Below are 21,721 nucleotides of genomic sequence, written 5' to 3' on the forward strand. Positions count from 1 at the left end.
TTCATTGGCATGACTCAGGCGCCAGGCTGGCGTCCAGAAGTTGTTGGTAGATAATGAGGGCGCGGGTGCCGTAGGAATCCCAGCCGAATCCGTTTTCCACTCGGAGGCGGGCCTCGCGGCCCATGGCGGCCCGGGCTTCGGCGTTGCTGGCCAATTCCGCCAGCGTCGTCGCCAGGGCTTCGGGGGCTGAGGATGGGACGATGCACCCGTGGGTTCCATCGGTCACTATATCCTCGACCCCGGTTTCCGGGGTTGCCACCACCGGGCGGCCCGAGGCCATGGCCTGAAGCAGCACCAGGGGCAGGCCCTCCTCCAGGGAAGGCAGGACGAAGATGTCGGCGCGGTCGTATTCTGTCGCCAGGGCGGCGCCGGGCAAGGCCCCGGTCACCTGGATTTCGGGATGAACGGCCAGCAGCGGCGCCATGCCCGGCTCCACCGGCCCCACCAGCCGCACATCCACCCGGCCGCCTAGCAGGCGCGACGCCGCTGGCAGATCGGGAACTCCCTTGCGCAGCCCAACCCGGCCGACGAACAGCACCAGGGGGCGGGCCTTGGCCGGGGGCGGCGACGGGTGGAAGTGGGCAAGGTCGACGCCATAGGGATTGACGGCGATCTTGTCGGCGGCGATGCCCTGGGCGACGAAGGTTCGCTTGGCGAAGCCGGTGGGAACACAGATCAGGTCGGCGGCGGTGTATTCCTCTTCTTCCAGGGCGATGGAGCGGGCATCGACCTGTCCCACCGGCAGGTCATAGCGCTTCCGCGCCGAGGCCAGAACCTGGGCCTGATGGGCGACGTGCGACGAGCCGCGCTCGATCACAACTTTGGCGCCACGCCGCTGAGCGGGTGTGATGGCGTGCAGGGTGGCGCCGCTCCAGCCTACCAGCACATCCATCCCGTCCGGCAGGTGGTTGGCGACGAGGCGGGAAAAGCGCTCGCCCAGCCAGGCGCCGGGCGCCGGGCCGATGCCCCAGCGGTCGTGCAGTCGCCGCGCCAGTTCCAGCCAGGGCTGGGTGGCGAAGCCGGGTGGGTTGCCGAGAAAGCGCCGCGCGGCGAAGGCGGGATAGGTGGTGATCAGCCCGCCGAGGGCGTCATGGGCCATCAGCTCGCGGGCCAGATCGAAGCCGTGAAAGCGCCCATGCACCGCCACCACGACTTTCATCAACACTCTCCGGCGGGAAGGTCGCGGACAAAGGCGGCGCTTAGCCCCGCCAGCATCCATAATCCTGCCAGCCACCACACTTGCCAGGCTCCGAAGCTTGTCTGGGCCACCATGAAAGCCGTGCCGGCGAAGGCCAAAAGCAAGGACCGGCCCATCCGGCTGGGTATCGTGGCGGCGCGCCGCAGGGCCACCAGCAGTACCACCGTAATTATGGCGACACCGATCAGGCCTAGCTCCAGCCACCATTGCAGCATGTTGTTATGGGGATGAAGAGGCAATTGCGGTTCGGTGACCGGCAAGTCCTGACTCTCCATGTGAAGGACGACCCGAATCTCGTCGTCAGCGCCGGGAATGGAGCGGGACCCGTCGAAGCCCCAGCCCACCATGGGCTTTTTTGCGATATTGCGGCCGGTGAAGCTCCAGATGGTCATGCGGTGATGGGTGGAATTGCTGAGGGACGGCCATTGATCGGCGATCCGCTGGGGCGACGGCAGCCGGGCCGCCAGCAGGGGGGTGGCGATCACCGTCGCCACCAGCGCCGCCGCCAGGACCCAGGCGGCGGCCCGGGGCAGGACACGGGCGGCCACGGCGATGGCCAGCAGGGCCAGCAGCCCCATCTTGGCGGCGCCGGAACTGCCCAGCATGATGGCCACGGCGACGGTTGCCACGGCGGCCAGCACCGCCTTGGCGCCGGCGCGCACGAAAAGGACGGCGGCAAGGGGGACCACCGAGGCGGTGACGACGATGGCGCCGCGGCTGAAATGGGCCAGGGCCTGATGCAAGGTGTAATCGCTGGTGGTGACGAAGCGGGCGCGCAGCACCAGGAATCCCAGGGCCAGCAGGGCGATGCCCATGTCGGCCAGGAAGGCCAGGCCCACCCGGCGCCGGCCTTGGCGATCCAGGTCCTGGGCGAAGACGAAGTAAAGGCCGCCCAGGATCAGGGTGCCGCCCAGCTGCAGGGCGCCGCGCAGGCTGGGGCCGGGCTGCGGCGACCAGCGTGACGACAGGACGGCCCACAGCACCAGGGCGGCCAGCCCCACCAGCACCATTCGGTCGAGGCGCCGCCACGGTATCCGCCGCCAGCCCACCGCCAGCAGCAGCACCGAGGCGCCCACCAGCAGCGGCGCCAGCACCGCCAGCGGCGCCAGCAGCAGGGCGGCCAGGACCAGCACGCCCTCGGGGGCGATCACCCAGGACGGAAGGCCGGGACCCGTGCCACCGCGACGGTCGGGCGTCGTCATCAAAGCTCCTCCCTGGAACACGGGTGAGGGGCATATAACATCCCGCTCCCGGCCTTATCCACATTTTTACCGGGCGAGGGCCGCCCGCAATTGCCCGGCGATGATGCGGTGGCCCTCTTCGTTCCAGTGAACGTCACCGGCGATGAGGTCTTGGGCGACCACGGTCTCGGGATCGCCGGCGAAGAACGGCGACGACAGGTCGAGGAAGGCCACATGGCGGCCTTCGGCCCAGCCGCGCCACCAGGGGACGGCCCAGCAGCCCGGCGGCGGCGGCGATCAGCGGCGCGGCGAGGATGCCGGGGCTCACCAAAATCCGAACTCGCGCAGCTTGTCCATGACATGGCCGGCGAAATCGGCCAGGAAGGCGGCGGACACCGCCAGCGCCCACGGGGCGAAGGCCCAGGCCAGAATCCGGTCGCCCGGCCTAGGTACACAAGCGCTTCACGCGTTGGGCCGCCAAAGGTGTCTGGGACAGGGTCTTCGACCATCTGATCCGGGATCGAGACAACGATTACCTGATGATCGACAGCACCATCGTCCGGGCGCACCAGCAGGCTGCGACCGGAAAAGGGGGGGCCAAAATTCGGCTCTGGGGCGTTCCCGAGGTGGATTGAGTACCAAGATCCATCTCGCTGTCGATGGCGAGGGCCGCCCGGTTCGCTTCATCCTGACGGCTGGGCAGGTCAATGATGGAACCCAAGCCCTGGCATTGCTCGGCGAGGCAAGGCCCCGCTATTTCTTGGCGGATAAGGGCTACGATTCTCACGCTATTCTCGACGCGGTCGAGGCCTGCGGTGCCCAACCCATCATTCCGCGGCGCTCGTGCATGAAGCGTATCCGCGATTTTGATGCACGCATCTACAAAAAGCGGAACCTCGTCGAGCGGGCCATCAACAAACTCAAGCACTTCCGCCGTATTGCGACACATTATGATCGCAAGGTCGCCAACTTCATGGCCTTCCTTTGTCTCGCAACACTACCCCTGTGGTGTGCCTGAATGTCGAATCACCTAGCGGTCACGGCCCAACGCCCGCGACAGGGATTGGGCCAAGGCGGGCTCGATCAGTTCGGCGAACCAGCGGTTGCCGGCCACATTGAAATGGCCGTCGGGCAGGCGCAGGGAATCCGCCGCCATCAGGGTGTCGGGATCGATGAAGGCGAAGCCCCGCCGGGCTGCCACCTCCTTCAGCGCCGCCACCGACCGGGCCATCAGCTCCAGCTTGACGGCATCGCCCTGGCCGGCGATCTCGTCCCAGGACGGAATCCACACCACCACCAGGGGCACGCCCGCGTTTTCCAGCACGGTGGCGAGGCGGTCGAGATGGGCGGCGGACAGGCGGGCCAACTCGTCCTTGCCCAGGACGAAGAGGTGGGAATGCTGGTTCAGCCAGCCATAGGGGGTGTGGTTGAGCAGAAAGCGCTTCCACGGCGTGAAGGGCTGGCGGTCGGTCAGCGTTACCGTGCCGTCGGGGGCGAAGGCATAATCGGTGACCCGGTAATCCAGGTCGGTGATGGCGTTTTCGATGATGTCGTTGTTGTTGAAGAAATAGACCGCCGCCGCCGGGCGCAGGCCGGCCAGATGGGCCTCGGCCAGCTTCTTGACGTGGCCGGTGGAATAGCCGCCGGCGCCGGAATTGAGCAATTGCAGCGACGGGTCGCGCCCCTCCAGGCTCTGCTTGAGCAGGGAGAAGAACGCCTGCTCGATGTTCACGCCCCAGCCCAGCACGAAGGAATCGCCATAGATGATGACGCGGCGGCGCCCCGGCGACAGGTCGGCATCCTCGTCCATGCGGAAGGCCTGGGCATTGGCGCGGACCCAGTAATCGCCGTCGGTGGTGTCGTGGAAGGTGACGGAAGGGCGCTGCCAGGTGCCGAGATCGGGATGGGCGATTCCATAGGCGCGTACCAGGGGCTGGGGGGCGAACCGGGCGACTCCCATCTCCATGGCCGACAGGCCCAGGCAGACCACGGAGAACAGCAAGGCCAACGAGGTGAGGTGGCGGTGCAAGGGGCGACCCCGGAAAGAGGCGGAAAGGCGCGCGAAACCAAGCATGAGCGCTGGTCGGGGGACAATTGCGTTTGGAAACGGGGGTTTGCCCCCCTTGGTCGCCGTGATACAAGGGCCGCGTTCTCTCCCAGGACGAGTGTTCCCATCATGTGCGGTCTGGCCGCCTTCCTCGCCTATCGGGGCTCGCCCCCCGTCGACCGGGCCGAACTGGACCGGGTGCGCGACGCCATGGTCCGGCGCGGCCCCGATGGTGCCGGCACCTGGATGGGTCAGGACGACCGGGTCGGGCTGGCCCATCGCCGCCTGTCCATCATCGACGTGTCCGACGCCGGCCTGCAGCCCATGGCCAGCGAGGACGGCCGGACCCGCATCGTCTTCAACGGCGAGATCTATAATTACCGCCAGCTGCGCGACGAATTGACCCAGCGGGGCGAGCGCTTTTGCTCCCACTCGGATACCGAGGTGGTGCTGGCCCTTTACCGCCGCGACGGCATCGCCATGCTGGGCCGGCTGCGCGGCATGTTCGCTCTGGCCATCTGGGACGAGAACCGCCAGGGCCTGCTGCTGGCCCGCGATCCGCTGGGCATCAAGCCGCTGTATCTGGCCGATGACGGCCGCTGCCTGCGGGTGGCGTCCCAATGCCGTGCCCTGCTGGCCGGCGGCGCGGTGCCGGCATCGCCCTCGCCCGCCGGGCGGGTGTCGTTCCTGCTGTGGGGCCATGTGGCCGAGCCCTTCACCGCCTGGGCCGCCATCACCGCCCTGCCCGCCGGCCGGGCGCTGTGGGTGGGGGCCGACGGCAGCCGGGCCGAGCACGACTTCAACAGCCTGAGGACCATGCTGGTCGAGGCGGAAGCGGCGCCGGCGCCGTCCTGGACCGCCGAAAGCCTGCGCGAGACCCTACTCGACAGCATGCGGGCGCATCTGATCGCCGACGTTCCCCTGGGGGTGTTCCTGTCGGGGGGGCTGGATTCCACCACCCTGGCCGGTCTGGCGGCGGAACTGACGCCGAACCCGCTCAAGACCGTGACCCTGGGCTTCGACGAATTCGCCGGCACCCCTGGGGACGAGACGCCCCTGGCCGAGACCGTCGCCCGCCTCTATGGCGCCGACCATGTTACCGCCCGGGTTTCGGCCCAGGATTTCGCCGCCAGCCGCGAGCAGGTGCTGGCGGCCATGGACCAGCCTTCGGTCGATGGCGTCAATACCTGGTTCGTGTCGCGTGCGGCGGCGGGCCGCGGCCTGAAGGTGGCCCTGTCGGGCCTGGGCGGTGACGAGCTGTTCGGCGGCTATGACAGTTTCCACCAGATTCCGCGTCTGGTCCGGGCCTTGCGGCCCCTGGGCTGCGTGCCCTTTCTCGGCAAGGGCTTCCGTCTGGCGACCTCCGCCTGGATCGGGCGCTTCGCCTCGCCCAAGCTGGCCGGTCTGCTGGAGCTGGGCACCTCGTTCGGCGACGCCTATCTGCTGCGCCGGGGCCTGTTCATGCCGTGGGAGCTGCCCCGGGTCCTGGACGCCGATCTGGTCCGCGAGGGCTGGCGCGATCTGGCGGCCCGGAGCCACCTCGCCGCCATGGTCGAGGACCTGCGGAGCGACCGGATCAGGGTCGGCGCCCTGGAGGCCGGCGGCTACATGCGCAATCAGCTGCTGCGGGATTCCGACTGGGCCGGCATGGCCCATTCCCTGGAAATCCGCGTGCCGCTGGTGGATGTGGATCTCTATCGCGCCCTGCTGCCGGCCATGGCCGGGGCCAATCCGCCGGGCAAGCGCCACATGGCGCTTTCACCCAGGCCGGGCCTGCTGCCCACCATCCTTGACCGGCCCAAGACCGGCTTTGGCATTCCGGTGGCCGACTGGATCGGCGGCGGACGCGGCCTGCGCGGCTGGGCGCGGCAGGTGGACAGCCACTTCTTTTAACTATCTCCCGGCCATCAGCCTTAAACCCGCGTCGAGACTCAGCGGCGGCGTCCAGCCCAGGGTCTGGCGCGTGATGGAATCGTCCACCTCCAGGGACTGGGTCAGGCGGTCGACGGCGGCGCCCCTGCCCAGCAGGGCGGCGGCGGCGCGCAGCCAGGACGGCGGCACCGGCAGCAGGCGGGCGGGCCGCCCCAGGGCGTCACCCAGGCGGCGCAGCAGCTCGGGAGTGGAGACCGCCTCGCCGTCGCAGGCCAGCAACACCCGCCCGGCGGCGTCGGGATGGCCGAGGCACAGGGCCAGCAGATGGCCCAGATTGTCGATGCCCAGCAGGTGGCGGCGGTTGCGGATGGCGCCCAGGGGCAGGGGAATGCCTCGTCCCAGCACCCGCAGCAGGGTGGCGAGGTTGCCCTTGGCGCCGGGGCCGTGCATCAGTGGCGGCCGCACCACCACGTATTCCATGCCGGTGCGGGCGGCGATGGCGGCCAGGGCGGCCTCGGCCTCGGCCTTGGCGATGCCGTAGGGGTCCTGGGGCGCCGGGCAATCGTCGGGGCGAAAGGGCCGGTCGAAGGTGGCCTCGCCGTTGACCTTGATGGTGCTGACGAAGACGAAGCGCGAGATGCCGGCGGCGGCGGCCTGTTCGGCCAGCCGGATGGTGCCGTCGCGGTTGATGTGGCGAAACAGCGCCAGGGGATCGCTGGCCCGGTCGTTCATCACATGGGCGCGCGCCGCCAGATGCACCACGGAGTCCATTCCGGCCAGGGCGGCGCTCCAGTCGCATTCGGGGCCGAGATCGCCGATCGGGCGGGCCTCGGTGCCGGCGGGGGCACTTTCCGGCCGGCGCACGGCGGCCGCCACCCGATGACCGGCGGCGATCAGGGCGCGGCAGGCGGCGGGGCCGACGAAGCCCGAGGCACCGGTGACCAGGACCTTCATGGACTCTTCCCCTTGGCCCAATGGGCGAACAGCCCCAGGATGGCAATGGTGACCAGACCGGCCAGGGCGAGGCCCGGTCCCATCCGCCCGGCGGCGGCCAGCAGGGCGGCTCCGGTCAGGGCCAGACCGGCGGCCAGCACGGCCAGACTGACCTGGGCATGGCTGCGTCCGCCCTGGACGGCACGTTGGTAGAAATGCTTGCGGTGGGCCTGCCAGACCTTCTCGCCGGCCAGGGCGCGGCGGGTCAGGGTGATGGTGGCGTCGGCCAGGTAATAGGCGGGCAGGATCAGCGCCGCCGCCAGCTGGCCGGACAGGGCTAGGGCGATCAGCAGCCCTCCCGCCAGGAAGCCCAGGGGCACGCTGCCCACATCGCCCAGGAAGATCTTGGCCGGATGCCAGTTCCACACCAGGAAGCCGGCGCCCGCCCCGGCCAGGGCGAGGCCGAAGGGGATCAGGCCGAAAGCTCCGGCCAGGGTGGCGACCAGGGCGGCGCCCAGGCCCAGGCAGGCGGTCTCCACCCCGGAAATGCCGTCGATCCCGTCCATGAAATTGTAGAGATTGGCGAACCACAGCCAGCCCAATCCTGTCACCAGCCGGTCGGCCCAGCCCGGCAGCAGCCCGCCGAACACCAGGGCATCGCCGGGCAGCAGGGCCATGGCGACGGCGACGGCGAGGCCGTGGGCGGCGAAGCGCGGTCCCGCCGGCAGGGAATGGCGATCGTCGGCCCAGCCCAGCAGCATCAGGGCCACGCCGCCCAATGCCATGGCGATCAGGGCCGGGCGCAGCTCTCCCGGCGGCGACGCGGCCAGGGCCAAGGCCCAGCCCAGCAGGGCGGCCGGGGCCACCGCCAGCCCGCCGCCCCTGGGGGTGGGCCGGGTATGGCTGGAACGCTCGTTGGGCCGATCCAGCATCTGGCGGCGCAGGAGGTAGGGGATGACCTGACGGGTCAGCAGCACGGCCAGCCCCAGGGCCACCAGCCCCGGCGGCCAGGCGCCGGCCCAGGCGGCAACGGCATCCGTCGCGAAAGCCGTCATGGCGCTCCTCCCAGGGAAGATTGACACCGGCCCAGAACCTCCACCACCTGCCGCCCCAGACGCAGGCCCGACCGCTCGCGCGAGCCGGTGCGGATGGCCTGGGCGAATTCGCCCAAGGCCACCTGCAGCGGCCGCTCCGGGCCGCACTCCACCGGCTCGGCCTCGCCTCCGGGCGGGCGGCGGCTCAGGCGGACCGGCCCCACGTCGTCATAGACCAGAAGGGTGCCGTCGGCGCATTCCACGGTCAGGGATCGGCATTTGTCGGTCAGGGTGCTGAGGGTGGCGCTTCCCTCCGCCGCGCCGAAGCCCAGGTCGAGGCGGATGGTCTCGCCGATTCCGTCACCCATGGCCCGGCGTTCGACCATTTCGGCCTTGGCCTGGTCGGGCGCCGTGTCCATGAGGTCGATCATCATGGCCACGTCGTGCGGTCCCCAATCCCACAATACCCCGGCATCCTGGCGATAGGGGCCGTGATTGCCCGCCCGGCCCTCCATGCGTCGGATGGGGCCGGCCAGGGCCTTCAGGGTGCGGAAGGCGGGGCTGAACAGATGGATGTGGTCGACCATCACCAGCCCGTCGGCATCCTCGGCGGCTTCGGCCAGCGCCGCGGCCTCGGCGGCGTCCAGGGTCAGCGGCTTTTCCACGAACAGGGCCATGCCCCGTGCCAGGGCGGCCCGGGCGATGGCGGCGTGGCTGGCCGGCGGCGAGGCGATCAGCAGCCCGTCCAGCCCCAGCTCCAGCAGATCGCGCCAGTGCGGGCGAAGAAGGCATCGGGGCACCGGCGCCTCGGTCTTGCCGGTGGCGATGGCGGCCAGGGTCACACCGGGCAGATCGGCCACATTGGCGGCCAGCACCCGGCCCCAGCGGCCCAGCCCCACCAGCCCCAGGCGCAGCTCCCGGCTCATAATCTCCCCGCCGCCGGCAGTTTGGAAACCAGCTCGCGCGGGATGGCGACGATATCGTGGCCGTCGAAGGCCGGCCGGAACGGCTCCAGCCGGTAGCGGTCGGCGCCGCCGCCCAGAATGCGCAGCTCCCAGTCCTCACTGAACAGGGCCAGCAGCCGGGCGGCGACGTCTTTCTCGCCCTCCAGGGTCCGGCCCGAGCTGGCCGACATTTCGAAGACGACGACGGGCCGGTCGCGGCACAGGGTCCGGGACAATCCCTTCAGGATCATGGGCTCGAAGCCCTCGGCGTCGATCTTGATGACGCTGATGCCGGTGATCGCCCGCTCGGCCAGATAGGCATCGCCCTGGACCAGGGGCAGAGGCCCGGCGGCCTGATTGCCGTGGCTGTGGCCGGCGACGAAGCTGCCGGTGCCCTGATTGGCTAGGGTGGGCGCGTAATAGACCGCGTCATGGGCGTGGTCGGACAGGCCGACGGGATGGGCGGTGATGTTGGCGGTGCCGTTGAGGGCGATCTTGCGCCGGATGGCATCGGCCGCCACCGTCCAGGGCTCGAAGGCATGGACCTGCCGGGCATGGGCGGCCATGAACAGGCTGTGGTGGCCCACATTGGCGCCGATATCGAGAAAGACGGTATCCGGTCCGGCCAGCCGGCGCACGATCCGGTCGCGCAGCCCGAAGGCAATCCAGTCCAGGCGGCCCAGGCGGCGCAGCCAGGTGTATCGGAGCGGGAACCGGGTCATGGCCATCGTTCGGGAACCTTGCCGCCGGGATAGGGGAACTGCTCCACCACGGTCCAGGATAATCCGTCGCGGTGCAACAGCAGGGCGGCGGTGGCAGGCTCCAGCCCCATGCGGTCCTGGCCCGAGGCGACGAAGGCCCAGTTGACGTTCTGGCGCGCCAGCCACGTCAGCGGCGGCTCGGCGTTGAAGGCGGAGAAATAGCCCTTGGACCTGACCCGGCCCGACCATTCATAGGTGGCGAAGACGCCGGTCAGGCCGCTGCCCGAGGGATCGACCACCACGGCGGTCTCGCCCGGCGGCATGGCGGTGCCGGCCTGGCGCAGGGCCTGGCGCAGGAACACCTTCATGGGATCGGCGTCGAAGCGGATCTGGCCCGCCATCAGGCCCGGTCCGGCCAGGACCAGGAGAACGGCCAGGATTCCCAAGGCATTGGCGGCTTTGGTGCCCTGGAGCCGCGCCGCCAGCCGGCCGGCATAGATGGCGGCGGGCAACATGATGATCAGGCCGAGATGGGTGTTGTAGCGCCAGTACGAGGCCACGTGCAGGGCCTCGTACTCGCCGAACACCACTACATAGGTGATCAGCAGGAACAGATTGTAGCCGAGGAAGGCCAGTCCGGCCAGGGCGCAAAGCCGGTCCACCCGGCCGGCATCGCGGGCCAGCCCACGCAGGCCCAGCACCACCATGACCAGACCCAGGCCGAAATGCCCACCCTTGTTGACGGCCACATCGGCCATGCCCTTCAGGATTAGGGGAATCTGGGCCACATGCCAGTGGGCAGAGTCCAGGATCACCATCTCCTGGCCCGACAGATACTTGCCCACATGCCAGCGCCACAGGACCGAGCCCAGTAGGGGCAGCAACACCATGGGCAGCAACTGGACGCGTAGGACGCCGCGCCAGCCCAGATGGCGCAGCGCCACCAGAGCGGCGCCGCCCAGCACACAGCCGAACAGTGCCGCGTTGCCGGGCTTGACCGCCAGCAGGGCGGCGGCGGCGAGGCCGAAGCCCACCGCCCGGCGCCAGGGGGCGGTATCGGTCTCGCCGGTGGCGATGCGCTCGCCCATGACCGCCAGCATGGCGGCGAGAAAGGCGGTGGCCACATCGGCATAGGCGGAGAAGGCCAACTTATGCACGAAGGTGGGCGAGGCGATGGTCGCCGCCAGCACGGCCATGGCGGCGGCGCCAAAGTCGGCGGGGCGCCCGTCCAGGGCCAGGTCCAGCAGCAGCACCGCGAACAGGGCCAGCAGCAGGATGTTGAGCAGGGCTGGGATGGCTTCGGAGAAGCCCGACAGGCTCATGGCCGCCATGCCTACCAGCGGCCAGCCGTAGGGATAGGCGGCGCAGCAGGAGTCCATGGCAGGTGCCTGTGCTCCACCGGGCAGGACATGCCAGACGGCCAGATAGCGGAACGCGTGGAGCCAGTGGCTGAACTCATCCCATTCCGAGCCCTGTCGGTCGGACAGCAGCAGTAGCAGTGGCAGGATGGTGGCCAAGACCAGCAGGGGTCCGCGGCCCCAGCCGGCGAAGCGGTCAGGTCGGGACAGGATCCAGGCGGCAGCGGCCATCGGCGGGATCAGGCCCAGACGCACGTCCCAGCCAGCCAAGCCGATCATGGTGGAAAGCAGGACGAAACCGCCCATGCCCATGGCGAAGGAAGAGGCCGGGTCGGCGCGGCGCACCAGGATGCGCCCGGCCAGGGTCAGGCCGATGATTGTAGTGATTGCGGCCATAACGGCCAGGGGTTGGACCGAGGTCTGGGCCAGCTGGTGGAGGGATGCGCCAAGCTGGCTGGTGACACTCATGGAACCCGGCCTCCGAGACAGTGGTGCGGCAGGTAATATCTAAGCCCCAGGGGTAAGTCCAGGGCGGAACGGGAAGGCGCCATTCCCGCGTCGCTCTTGACCGCCTTGTCGCTCTCCCTTAATCAGGGATACTCGGCGCCTGGGAGACCGGCCATGCCGAGGAAGAAGGGGTCCATGACACTGCCGCCGCTGACGCGCGCCCATCTCGCCTTCGCCCACGATATCTTGGTGGCGGCGCTGTCGTTCGTCATTTCGCTGTATCTCCGGCTGGGTGACGATGTATGGACCTGGTGGGACCGGCTAGACCTGGGGCTGGCTACGGCCCTCTTCATCCTGGTCGCGGCGCCGGTCTTTGTCTCCCAGCGTCTGTATCGTGGTATTTGGCGCTATGCTTCGGTCAACGACCTGTTGGCTCTGACGCGGGCGGCAACGCTGACTATCCTGATCTTCCTGCTGTTACTGTTCCTCACCACCCGGTTACAAGTCCTGCCGCGCTCGGTGCTGCTGATCAACTGGTTTGTGCTGCTGGCGTTGTTGGGCGGGCCGCGCTTCATCTACAGGATGTTCAAGGACCATCACCAGAACCGCAAGCGCGCCGCCACCGACCATTCCCGCGTGCCGGTGCTGCTGGTGGGCGCCGGCGACGAGGCCGAGCTGTTTCTGCGCGCCGCCCGCTCGCCCGATGCCGAATACCGGGCGGTAGGCCTGCTGGGCTCGCGCGGGGGGCGGGTCGGGCGCCATATCCACGGTATCGACGTGCTGGGATCTGTCGATGAACTGGCCGAGGTGGTGGCGGCATTGAAGGCCAAGGGGCAGCAGCCCCAGCGTCTGGTCATCACCGATCACCGCCTGGACGGCGCCGAGGTCCGCCAGCTGCTGGACGAGGCCGACCGCCTGGGCATGACCCTGGCCCGCATTCCGCGCCTGATGGAGCTGAAGGACGGGGTCGAGGAGCGCGTCACCATGCGCCCCATCGCGGTGGAGGACCTGCTGGGGCGGCCCCAGGCGGTGCTGGACCGTCAGGCCATGGAGGCCATGATCAAGGGCCGGCGGGTGCTGGTCACCGGCGCCGGCGGCAGCATCGGCAGCGAGCTGGTGCGCCAGATCAGCGATTTCAGCCCGGCCGGTCTGGTGCTGTTCGACGCCTGCGAATTCAATCTCTACGCCATTGACCAGGAAATCGCCCTGCGTCAGCCCGGGCTGGAACTGGTGCCGCTGCTGGGTGACGTGCGCGATCCGGTGCGGGTCAACGGCGCCATGGCGCGCTACCGGCCCGATCTGGTCTTCCACGCCGCCGCCCTCAAGCATGTGCCCATGGTCGAATACAATCCCGACGAGGGCGTCTTCACCAATTGCGTCGGCACCCGTCTGGTGGCCGATGCCTGCCGCGCCAACAAGGTGGCGCTGATGGTGCAGATTTCCACGGACAAGGCGGTCAATCCCACCAACATCATGGGCGCCTCCAAGCGGGTGGCCGAGATGTACGCCCAATCCCTGGACCTGGCCGAGCGCGATACCGACGGCACCCGCTTCGTCACCGTGCGCTTCGGCAACGTGCTGGGCTCCACCGGCTCGGTGGTGCCCCTGTTCCAGCGGCAACTGGCCGAGGGCGGGCCGCTGACCGTCACCCATCCCGAGATGACCCGCTATTTCATGACGGTCAGGGAAGCGGTGGAGCTGGTGCTGCAGGCCTCGGCCTTCGGCATCGGCCACCCGGCCTATCGCGGCAAGATCTTCGTCCTCGACATGGGCGAACCGGTGAAGATCGTCCATCTGGCCCGCCAGATGATCCGTCTGGCCGGTCTGCGGCCCGATGTGGACGTCAAGATCGCCTTTACCGGCCTGCGTCCCGGCGAAAAGCTGTTCGAGGAGCTGTTCCACGGCTCGGAACCGACGGTGACCACCGAACTGCCGGGCATCCTGGTGGCCGAGCCGCGCGCCGCCGATGCCGCCGATCTGGCCCTGGCCATCGACCGGCTGGACCGGGCCTGCCGCGCCCACGACGTGGACTCCATCGTCGCCGGCCTGCGCGGGCTGGTGCCCGAATACGCGGCGGCCCCCAAGGCCTGACCCGGTTGCAAAGGAAATGCCATGACTTCCCGGCGCTTCGTGCTGATCGACCGTGACGGCACCATCAACGTGGAAAAGCACTATCTGTCCGACCCGGACCAGTTGGAGCTTTATCCCGGCGTCGGCGCCGCCATCCGGCGGCTGAACCGCTTGGACCTGGGGGTGGTGGTGGTGACCAACCAGTCGGGGATCGCGCGCGGCTATTTCGATCTGGCCCGGCTGGAGGAGATCCACACCCGCCTGTTCGCGCTGCTGGAATCGGAAGGCGCGGCCATCGACGGCATCTATGTCTGCCCCCACGGCCCCGACGACGACTGCACCTGCCGCAAGCCCCTGCCCGGCATGGTCGAGCAGGCGGTGGCCGACCATCATTTCGACCCGGCGCGGGCCTTTATGATCGGTGACAAGGAGGTGGATGTGGAGCTGGGCCACGGCGTCGGCGCCGTCTCCTTCCTGGTGCGCACCGGCCATGGCGCCAAGCATGCCGGGGGCACCAAGGCCGATTACGTGGTCGACGACCTTGCCCAGGCGGTCAAGGTGATCGAGACGCTGGTCTAGTGATCATGGCGCGCCGGAACAATCCATCGGGCCGGGTCCGGGTGATCATCAACGCCCTGCACGCCAAGACCGGCGGCGGCGTCACCTATCTGCGCAATATCCTGCCCCATCTGGCGGCGGAACCGGGTCTGGAGCTGCATCTCTTCCTGCATGCCGACCAGTTTGAACTGTTCGGGGTGCCGCCGGAAGGGGTCCGCATCCACCTGCTGGAATACCGCAACAGCTTTCTCCGCCTCATGATCTGGGAGCAGCTGGCCCTGCCCATCCTGGCGCGCGAGATGGGGGCCGACGTCACCTTCTCCCTGGCCAATTACGGCCCGCTGCTGGCACCCAATCCGGTGATCGTGCTGAGAAACTCCCTGGCGGTGGTCCGGCGCGAGCGGCGCCTGTCCAAATGGGCCTATTGGGCCGGTCTGGCGGTGGCGACCTTGGCCTCGCTGGTGGGCTGCCGCTCGGCCATCGCCGTGTCCGACTATGCCCGCCGCGTCCTCAGTTTCGGCATGCCGGCGGTGTTCCGGGGCAAGACCACCATCATCCATCACGGCGTCGACGCCCGCTTCACGCCGGCCGAGCCCGCCGTTCCGCGCCGGCCCGACGAACTGCTGGTGGTGTCCGACGTCTATGTGCAAAAGAACCTCCACACCCTGATTCGAGCCATGGCCACGGTCGTCCGCACCCATCCCGCCACGCGGCTGGTGATCGCCGGGCGGCTGGTGGACGCCGAGTATCACGGCGAGCTGCTGCAGCTGGCCCGGGAATGCGGCGTCACCGAGTCGGTGACCTTCCTGGGCGGCCAGACGCCCGCCGAACTGCTCGGCCTTTACCGTCGCTGCACCGCCTTCGTCTTTCCCTCGACGGTGGAGACCTTCGGCAATCCCCTGGTGGAGGCCATGGCCTGCGGCGCCCCCGTCGTCTGTTCCAACAGCGCCGCCATGCCCGAGGTGGCCGGCGACGCCGTCCTCTATGTGGACCCCCTGGACGAGGGCGCCATGGCCGCCACCATCCTGAGCCTGCTGGACGATGCCGCCCTGCGCGACCAGCTGGCGGCCCGGGCCATGGCCCGGGCCACCAGCTATTCCTGGGCGGAGACCGGCCGCCAGACCGCCCAGGTGCTGCTGCGCGCGGCGGCGAAGGGGGCGTCGTGATCCGGCCGCTCCATCTGGTCAGCCATCCCGTGCCGTTTCAGGCCCCGCTGCCGCGCCGCATCGTCCAGTGGGATTTCGAGGCCGACATGGCCGGGCTCCGGCAGGCGGTGGATTTCTGTGTTGGGGAGCGGGCATGAGAATTCTGGTCAACGCCATTTCGGCCCGGATCGGCGGCATCGTCACCTATACCCGCAACCTCGCCCTGTCCCTGGCCGAGCGCGAGGTCGACGCCACCATCGCCGTGTCGTCGCGCTTTCCCCATGAATGCAAGGGGCTGTGGCGCCATTGGGCCAGCGATCTCGGCCCCATCGCCCGCTTCTTGTGGGAACAGACCATGTGGCGCCGCACGGTGGAACGCATCCGGCCCGACGTGCTGTTCTCGTCGGCCAATTTCGGCCTGCTGCGCAGCCCGGTGCCCCAGGTTCTGCTGGTGTGCGAGGGCGACCTGTTCGATCCCTTCTATCTGGCCAATTGCACGCCCAACCAGGGGGTGGTCGCCGCCCTGCAGCGTGCCGTACGCCGGCAGCTGATCCTGGCCTCGGCCCGCCACAGCGACCGGGTGGTTACGCCGACGGCGGTCATGCGCGACCTGCTGCTGCACTGGGCGCCCGATCTGGCCGGCAAGATCCTGGTCAATTCCTACGGCACCAAGAGCGACAGCTTCGCCCCCTCGCCCAAGGCCCAGCGGCCGTGGCGGGCCGACGGCTGCCTGCGGCTGATCTATGTCTCGGTCTATTATCCGCACAAGCAGCCCGAGATCATCTGCCGGGCGGTGGACCAGATGACCGCCGCCGGCGATACCGTGCACGCCACCATCACCATGAACATGGACGAGACCCGCAATTTCAAGGGCGGGCTGTTCGACCGGCTGATGATGGCCGAGGCCCTGGCCAAGGGCCACATCACCCTGGGCCGGCAGCCCTATGACGGCCTGCCCGATTTGTACCGGGGCAACGACGTCTTCGTCTTTCCTTCCATTTCCGAGACCTTCGGCCATCCCATGGTCGAGGCCATGGGCTGCGGCCTGCCGGTGGTGGCCGCCGATACCCCGGTCAACCGCGAGGTCTGCGGCGATGCCGCCCTTTATTTCCAGCCCGGCTCGGTGGCCTCCCTGGTGGCCTGCCTGACCCTGCTGGACCGCGACCCGGAGCTGCGGGCCGGCCTGGCCGCCCGGGGGCGCGCCCGCGTGCTGGAATTCTTCACCTGGGACAGCCATGTGGACCGCATGCTGGACATCCTGGGCGAGGTCGCCGGCCGTTCCCGGCCCCTGGAGTCGTGACAAAGGCGTTGAACCGGGCTAAACCACCTCATCGACAGCATTTGGCTATACCATTATGAGCAGCAAGAAAATCGTCGTCATCGGTCTCGGATATGTGGGCCTGCCCCTGGCGGTGGCGCTGGCGCGGCGTTTCCACACCACCGGCTTTGACATCTCCAGGGAGCGGATCGCCGAGCTGCATCGCGGCTACGACCGCACCGAAGAGGTGGAGACGGCGCGGCTGCGGGCCAGCACCCTGAAGCTTTCGGCCTCGACCGACGACATCCGGGGCGCCGACCTTTACATCGTCACCGTGCCGACGCCGGTGGACGACGCCAACCAGCCCGACCTGCGCCCGGTCCTCAGCGCCTGCGGCACGGTGGGCAAGGCCATGGCCAAGGGCGCGGTGGTGGTGTTCGAAAGCACCGTCTATCCCGGCGTGACCGAGGATATCTGCGGCCCCGAGCTGGAGCGGATCTCGGGCCTGAAGCGCGGCACGGATTTCTTCCTGGGCTACAGCCCCGAGCGTATCAATCCCGGCGACCGCGAGCACACCGTCGACCGCATCACCAAGGTGGTGGCGGGCGAGACTCCCCAGGTCACCGACCTGCTGGCCGAGGTCTACGGCGCTGTGACTACCGGCGGCGTGTTCCGGGCCGCCACCATCAAGGTGGCCGAGGCCGCCAAGGTGATCGAGAACTCCCAGCGCGACATCAACATCGCCTTCATCAACGAGATCACCATGATCTTCGAGAAGCTGGGGATTTCCATCTACGACGTGCTGGACGCGTCGGCCACCAAGTGGAACTTCCTCAACTTCAAGCCCGGTCTGGTGGGCGGCCACTGCATCGGCGTCGATCCGTTCTATCTGGCCCATTGCTCCCTGGACAAGGGCCATCACCCCGAGATCATCCTGGCCGGCCGCCGCATCAACGACGGCATGGGCCCCTGGATCGCCGAGCGCATTTCCGCCCAGCTGGCGCCGGGCTCCAAGGCCCTGATGCTGGGCCTGACCTTCAAGGAAAACGTCCCCGACCTGCGCAACAGCAAGGTGGTCGACGTCATCCGCGAGCTACGGCGCCTGGGCCATGAAGTGATGGTGCATGACCCCTTCGCCGATCCCGCCGAGGCCGAGCACGAATATGGCGAGACCCTGATGCCCAGCCTGGACGGCGCGTCCGGCTTCGACTGCATCATCGGCGCCGTTCCCCACACCCCCTATCTCGGCTTCGGCCAGGAGAGCTTCTCCGTCCTGGTCCGCCCCGGCGGCCTGGTGGCCGACGTCAAGGGCATGTGGCGCGGCATGGATATCCCCGACGGCCTGCGCGTCTGGCGGCTTTAGGCCCGGACCTTGCGCATTCTGTTCGTCACGGCCAGCCGGATCGGCGACGCGGTGCTGTCCACCGGGCTGCTGGACTGGCTGAGCCGGACCTATCCGGGATGTCGGATCACCGTCGCCTGCGGTGCCGCCGCCGCCGGGCTGTTCGAGGCGGCGCCCAATGTCGAGCGGGTGATTCCCATGGTCAAGCGCAAGCGCGCCGGCCATTGGTTCGACCTGTGGCGGGCCACCTGCGGCAGCTTCTGGCATCTGGTGGTCGACCTGCGCGGCTCGGCCCTGGGCTGGGTGGTGCCGGCCCTTCGGCGGCGCATCGCCAAATCCTCGTGGGAGCCCCGGCACCGGACCGTCCATCTCGGCGAATTGCTGGGCATCGGGCCGCAGGCGCCGGTTCTGTGGACCTCGGCCGAGGCCGAGGCCGAGGCCGCCTGCCTGATCCCCGAGGGCTCGCCGGTCCTGGCCCTGGGGCCGACCGCCAATTGGGGCGCCAAGCAATGGCCGGCCGAGCGCTTTGCCGTCCTGGCCCGGCGGCTGACCGCCGCCGATGGCTTGCTGCCCGGCGCCCGGGTGGCGCTGTTCGGCGCGGCGGGGGAGCGGGATTCCATTCGGGCTCTGATCGATTCCTTGCCGCCGGAGCGGACCATCGATCTGGTGGGAAGGGTATCGCTGGCGGTGGCCGGGGCTTGCCTGCGCCGCGCCAGCCTTTATATCGGCAATGATTCCGGCCTGATGCACATGGCCGCCGCCGCCGGGGTGCCGACCCTGGGGCTGTTCGGCCCCAGTTCCGAGCTGTTCTACGGGCCGTGCGGCCCCAAGGTGGCCTCGGTGCGCGGTCCCCGCAGCTTCGAAGACATCTGCCACGCCCCCGATTTCGACCACCGCAGCACCGCCTGCATGATGCTGGACCTGGAGGTCGACGCGGTGGCCCGGGCGGCGGCGGGTCTGCTGGGGAAATGTCATCCTGAGCGTAGCGATGGATCTTTCAGCCTCTGACGGCGCCTCTCTCGGGTGAAAGGTCCTTCGGTCGCGAGCCCCCTCAGGATGACAGTCGTCCGTCTTATCCCTCGACGCTTCCGGCTCCGGCCGGGCCTTTGCCGGCCACCACCAGGGACAGGGCCTGGAGGAACAGCTCGGCCTGACGCTCGCGGGTGTGGCGGGCGGCGGCGGCGAGGCTGTCCGTGGCCAGCCGGCGCCGCAGCTCTCCGTCGCTTTCCAGCCGCCGGGCCGCCGTCGCCAGACCGTCCGGGTCGGCGGCGGGGACGAACAGGCCGGCCCGGTCGGCCTCGACGATGTGCGAGGCCTCGCCCCGGGGCGCCACCAGCAGCAGGGGCAGGCCCATGCCCATGGCCTCGAACATCTTGGAGGGGATGACCTCGGCGAAGGCGGGGGAGTTCTTGAGGTGGATCAGGGCGGCGTCGCACAGGGACCATACCGCCGGCATGCGCTCCTTGGGCTGGGGCGGGCCGAACACGACGTTGGCGAGGCCTCGGCGGACGGCCTCGTCCATGAGCATCTGGCGTTCAGCCCCGGCACCCACCAGCAGGAAGCGGATGCGGGGCGCATCCGTCAGGCGCTGGGCGGCGTCCAGCACGTTGATCAGGCCGTGGGCCATGCCGTGGGTGCCCACATAGCCGATGACGAAGCAGCCCTCAAGGCCCCATTCCGCCTCCAGCGCCGCATCGCGCGGGCGCGGCGCGTAACGGGGCAGGTCGACGCCGTTGATGACCACGGCGATCTTCTCCGGGGGGATGCCCCGCCCGGTCAGGTCGGCCTTGAAGGCCCGGGTCAGGGCCACCACGGCGGCGGCGCGGCGATACAGGAACAGTTCCAGCTTCTCCAGCCAGCGGATGACGATGCTGTCCTTCATGACGCCGACGGCGGTGATGGAGCGCGGCCACAGATCGCCCAGCTCGAACACGAACGGCACCCGGCGTACCGCCGCCAGGGCCCAGCCGCCCACGGCGGCGAAGAATTGCGGGCTGGTGGAGACCACAACGTCGGGGCGGGGTTCGAACAGGCCGGCGACGAAGGCCGAGACCATGAAGGAGACGAAGTCCAGGATGCGGCGGGCGAAGCCCTCATTGGCGGCGATATAGGTCTTGACCCGCACCACCCGCACGCCGCCCATGTCCGACACCTGCCGCCAGCTGTTACTCCAGCCGGGAAACAGCTTGCCGCCGGGGAAATTGGGGGCCGAGGTCAGCACGGTGACCTGATGGCCGCCCCGCACCCAATAGGCGGCGCGCTCGGACACCCGCGTGGCGGCGGCGTTGGTCTCGGGCGGATAATTCTCGGTCAGGAACAAGATGCGCATGGCGCCTCAGGCTTTTTGCAGCCGGCAGGCGAAGAAGGCGTCCATGCCGCCCTTGTCGGCCAGATGGCAGGGCAGGGTGCGCAGATCGCCCTCGGGCGTGATCAGCTCGGCCAGACCGCCGACCTCGTCGGCGCGGATGGGCAGGCGGGTCATCGGCGCGCCCTCGGCCAGCAGGGCCTCGATCTGCTCAGGGCCTTCCTCCGGCTCCAGGGAACAGGTGCAATAGACCAGGATTCCGCCGGGCTTCAGCATGGCGATGGCGGCGCGCAGCAGGCGGGCCTGGACCGCCGCCAGCTTCATCACCTCGGCCGGGTTCTTGTGGCGGGCCACGTCGGGATGGCGGCGCAGGGTGCCGGTGGCCGAGCACGGCGCGTCCAGCAGGATGGCGTCGAACGGCTCGGGCGGGGTCCAGGCCCCGGCATCGGCCTCGACCACCTTGGCGGACAATCCCAGGCGCTTGAGGTTCTCGGTCAGGCGGACCAGCCGTTTGGCCGAGCGATCGACGGCGGTGACCTTGCCGCCGGCCACGGCCAGTTGCAGCGCCTTGCCGCCCGGCGCGGCACACAGATCGGCCACCGATCTGCCCGTGATATCGCCCAGCAGGCGGGCGGGCAGGGCGGCGGCGGCGTCCTGTATCCACCATGCCGCTTCGCTGAAGCCGGGCAGGGCGGCGATGGAGCCGCCGGCGGCACGGCGGAGCGATCCGGTGGGCAGAATCTCCGCCTCCAGCTTTTCCGCCCAGCCCCGGGGATCGGCGGCTACGGTGATGTCCACCGGCGCCTCCATCAGGTGGGCGGCGGCGATGGCGTGGGCGATCTCTTCGCCATAGGCGCGGCACCACGAGCGCCACAGCCATTCCGGCGTGTTGAGCAGGGGGGCGTCCTGGGCGGCGACCAGCTCGCGGCCCTCGCGGTCCAGGCGGCGCAGCACGGCGTTGAGCAGTTTGGCGAAGCCGGCCTGCGAGCCGCCCTTGACCAGATCGACGGTGGTGGAGATGGCGGCGTGGGGTGCCACGTCCAGGAACAGCAACTGGCAGATGCCCAGGCGCAGCGCGTGCTCGGCCCAGGCGGCACCGGCCCGCATGGGCTTTTCCACGCAATGTTCGATCAGGGCGTCGATCTGGCCCAGGCGCCGCAGCGTGGTGCCCAGCAGCATGCGGACAAAGCCGCGGTCGCGCTCGTCGAGCTTGGCGAGGCGGGGATCGTCCAGCACCTCATCCAGCAGGCGCCCCTTGTCGAGCACGGCGGACAGCAGATCGACGGCGATAACGCGGGGACCGACGGCGGTGGAGCGCTTCATGACGG

General features: G+C 69.2%; 19 protein-coding genes and 1 pseudogene. 9 read left to right on the forward strand and 11 right to left on the reverse strand.

Going from position 1 to position 21,721, the window contains the following annotated elements:
- Position 1: 1 nt before the first annotated feature.
- From CP958_RS10995 to CP958_RS26340, 3 genes are all read right to left on the reverse strand, one after another.
- Positions 2-1,159 (reverse strand): glycosyltransferase family 4 protein, encoded by a 1,158-nt coding sequence (locus tag CP958_RS10995; protein WP_170958932.1) that lies wholly within the window; start codon positions 1,157-1,159, stop codon positions 2-4.
- Positions 1,159-2,400 carry an O-antigen ligase family protein gene (locus CP958_RS11000; protein WP_096701996.1) on the reverse strand — a complete coding sequence of 414 codons (1,242 nt, stop codon included), beginning with the start codon at positions 2,398-2,400 and terminating at the stop codon, positions 1,159-1,161. Before CP958_RS11000 ends, CP958_RS10995 begins: the two co-directional genes overlap by 1 nt.
- A gap of 66 nt (positions 2,401-2,466) precedes the next feature.
- Entirely contained in the window at positions 2,467-2,613 is a 147-nt protein-coding gene (locus CP958_RS26340) for a hypothetical protein (protein WP_170958933.1), read from the reverse strand.
- Positions 2,614-2,831: 218 nt separating this feature from the next.
- Here CP958_RS26340 and CP958_RS11005 point away from each other — a divergent pair.
- Positions 2,832-3,397, forward strand: a pseudogene (locus CP958_RS11005) (IS5 family transposase); the annotation flags it as partial.
- Positions 3,398-3,409: 12 nt separating this feature from the next.
- On the opposite strand, the gene CP958_RS11010 reads toward CP958_RS11005, so the two are convergent.
- Positions 3,410-4,408 (reverse strand): SGNH/GDSL hydrolase family protein, encoded by a 999-nt coding sequence (locus tag CP958_RS11010; protein ID WP_170958935.1) that lies wholly within the window; start codon positions 4,406-4,408, stop codon positions 3,410-3,412.
- Positions 4,409-4,555: 147 nt separating this feature from the next.
- Here CP958_RS11010 and asnB point away from each other — a divergent pair, with 147 nt between their 5' ends.
- Positions 4,556-6,319 carry an asparagine synthase (glutamine-hydrolyzing) gene (gene asnB, locus CP958_RS11015; protein WP_096701999.1) on the forward strand — a complete coding sequence of 588 codons (1,764 nt, stop codon included), beginning with the start codon at positions 4,556-4,558 and terminating at the stop codon, positions 6,317-6,319.
- Here asnB and CP958_RS11020 read toward each other — a convergent pair whose 3' ends face one another.
- Genes CP958_RS11020 through CP958_RS11040 form a run of 5 tightly spaced genes read right to left on the reverse strand, consistent with a single transcriptional unit; the run spans position 6,320 to position 11,736 of the window.
- Positions 6,320-7,252: an NAD-dependent epimerase/dehydratase family protein gene (locus tag CP958_RS11020; RefSeq protein ID WP_096702000.1), complete on the reverse strand. Its 933-nt coding sequence runs from the start codon at positions 7,250-7,252 to the stop codon at positions 6,320-6,322.
- Entirely contained in the window at positions 7,249-8,286 is a 1,038-nt protein-coding gene (locus CP958_RS11025; RefSeq protein WP_096702001.1) for a glycosyltransferase family 4 protein, read from the reverse strand. Before CP958_RS11025 ends, CP958_RS11020 begins: the two co-directional genes overlap by 4 nt.
- Entirely contained in the window at positions 8,283-9,191 is a 909-nt protein-coding gene (locus tag CP958_RS11030) for a Gfo/Idh/MocA family oxidoreductase (RefSeq protein WP_096702002.1), read from the reverse strand. The genes CP958_RS11025 and CP958_RS11030 overlap by 4 nt, the downstream gene beginning before the upstream one ends.
- On the reverse strand, positions 9,188-9,931 hold the full coding sequence (locus tag CP958_RS11035) for an FkbM family methyltransferase (protein WP_170958936.1): 744 nt from the start codon (positions 9,929-9,931) through the stop codon (positions 9,188-9,190). Before CP958_RS11035 ends, CP958_RS11030 begins: the two co-directional genes overlap by 4 nt.
- Entirely contained in the window at positions 9,928-11,736 is a 1,809-nt protein-coding gene (locus CP958_RS11040; RefSeq protein ID WP_096702004.1) for a hypothetical protein, read from the reverse strand. Before CP958_RS11040 ends, CP958_RS11035 begins: the two co-directional genes overlap by 4 nt.
- 153 nt (positions 11,737-11,889) lie before the next feature.
- Between CP958_RS11040 and CP958_RS11045 the strand changes: the two genes are divergently transcribed.
- The 7 genes from CP958_RS11045 to CP958_RS11070 are packed head-to-tail and all read left to right on the forward strand — an operon-like array spanning position 11,890 to position 19,096.
- On the forward strand, positions 11,890-13,806 hold the full coding sequence (locus CP958_RS11045) for a nucleoside-diphosphate sugar epimerase/dehydratase (protein WP_242442841.1): 1,917 nt from the start codon (positions 11,890-11,892) through the stop codon (positions 13,804-13,806).
- Positions 13,807-13,827: 21 nt separating this feature from the next.
- Complete coding sequence (gmhB, locus tag CP958_RS11050; protein WP_096702006.1) at positions 13,828-14,364, forward strand: D-glycero-beta-D-manno-heptose 1,7-bisphosphate 7-phosphatase; 537 nt, start codon at positions 13,828-13,830, stop codon at positions 14,362-14,364.
- Positions 14,365-14,369: 5 nt separating this feature from the next.
- Positions 14,370-15,509, forward strand: a complete 1,140-nt coding sequence (locus CP958_RS11055) for a glycosyltransferase family 1 protein (protein WP_242442842.1) — start codon at positions 14,370-14,372, stop codon at positions 15,507-15,509.
- Positions 15,506-15,646 carry a hypothetical protein gene (locus CP958_RS26345; RefSeq protein ID WP_170958937.1) on the forward strand — a complete coding sequence of 47 codons (141 nt, stop codon included), beginning with the start codon at positions 15,506-15,508 and terminating at the stop codon, positions 15,644-15,646. Before CP958_RS11055 ends, CP958_RS26345 begins: the two co-directional genes overlap by 4 nt.
- A complete protein-coding gene (locus tag CP958_RS11060; protein ID WP_170958938.1) occupies positions 15,643-16,788 on the forward strand; it encodes a glycosyltransferase family 1 protein in 1,146 nt (381 codons plus the stop codon). Before CP958_RS26345 ends, CP958_RS11060 begins: the two co-directional genes overlap by 4 nt.
- 55 nt (positions 16,789-16,843) lie before the next feature.
- Positions 16,844-18,109 carry a nucleotide sugar dehydrogenase gene (locus CP958_RS11065; protein WP_096702008.1) on the forward strand — a complete coding sequence of 422 codons (1,266 nt, stop codon included), beginning with the start codon at positions 16,844-16,846 and terminating at the stop codon, positions 18,107-18,109.
- Positions 18,110-18,118: 9 nt separating this feature from the next.
- Positions 18,119-19,096: a glycosyltransferase family 9 protein gene (locus CP958_RS11070; RefSeq protein ID WP_096702009.1), complete on the forward strand. Its 978-nt coding sequence runs from the start codon at positions 18,119-18,121 to the stop codon at positions 19,094-19,096.
- Positions 19,097-19,160: 64 nt separating this feature from the next.
- On the opposite strand, the gene CP958_RS11075 is transcribed toward CP958_RS11070, so the two are convergent.
- Positions 19,161-20,417, reverse strand: a complete 1,257-nt coding sequence (locus tag CP958_RS11075; RefSeq protein ID WP_096702010.1) for a glycosyltransferase family 4 protein — start codon at positions 20,415-20,417, stop codon at positions 19,161-19,163.
- A 6-nt stretch (positions 20,418-20,423) separates the two neighbouring features.
- Entirely contained in the window at positions 20,424-21,716 is a 1,293-nt protein-coding gene (locus tag CP958_RS11080) for a transcription antitermination factor NusB (RefSeq protein WP_096702011.1), read from the reverse strand.
- Between the last annotated feature and the right edge of the window lie 5 nt (positions 21,717-21,721).

It is taken from the genome of Magnetospirillum sp. 15-1 (assembly GCF_900184795.1).
GTDB lineage: Bacteria > Pseudomonadota > Alphaproteobacteria > Rhodospirillales > Magnetospirillaceae > Phaeospirillum.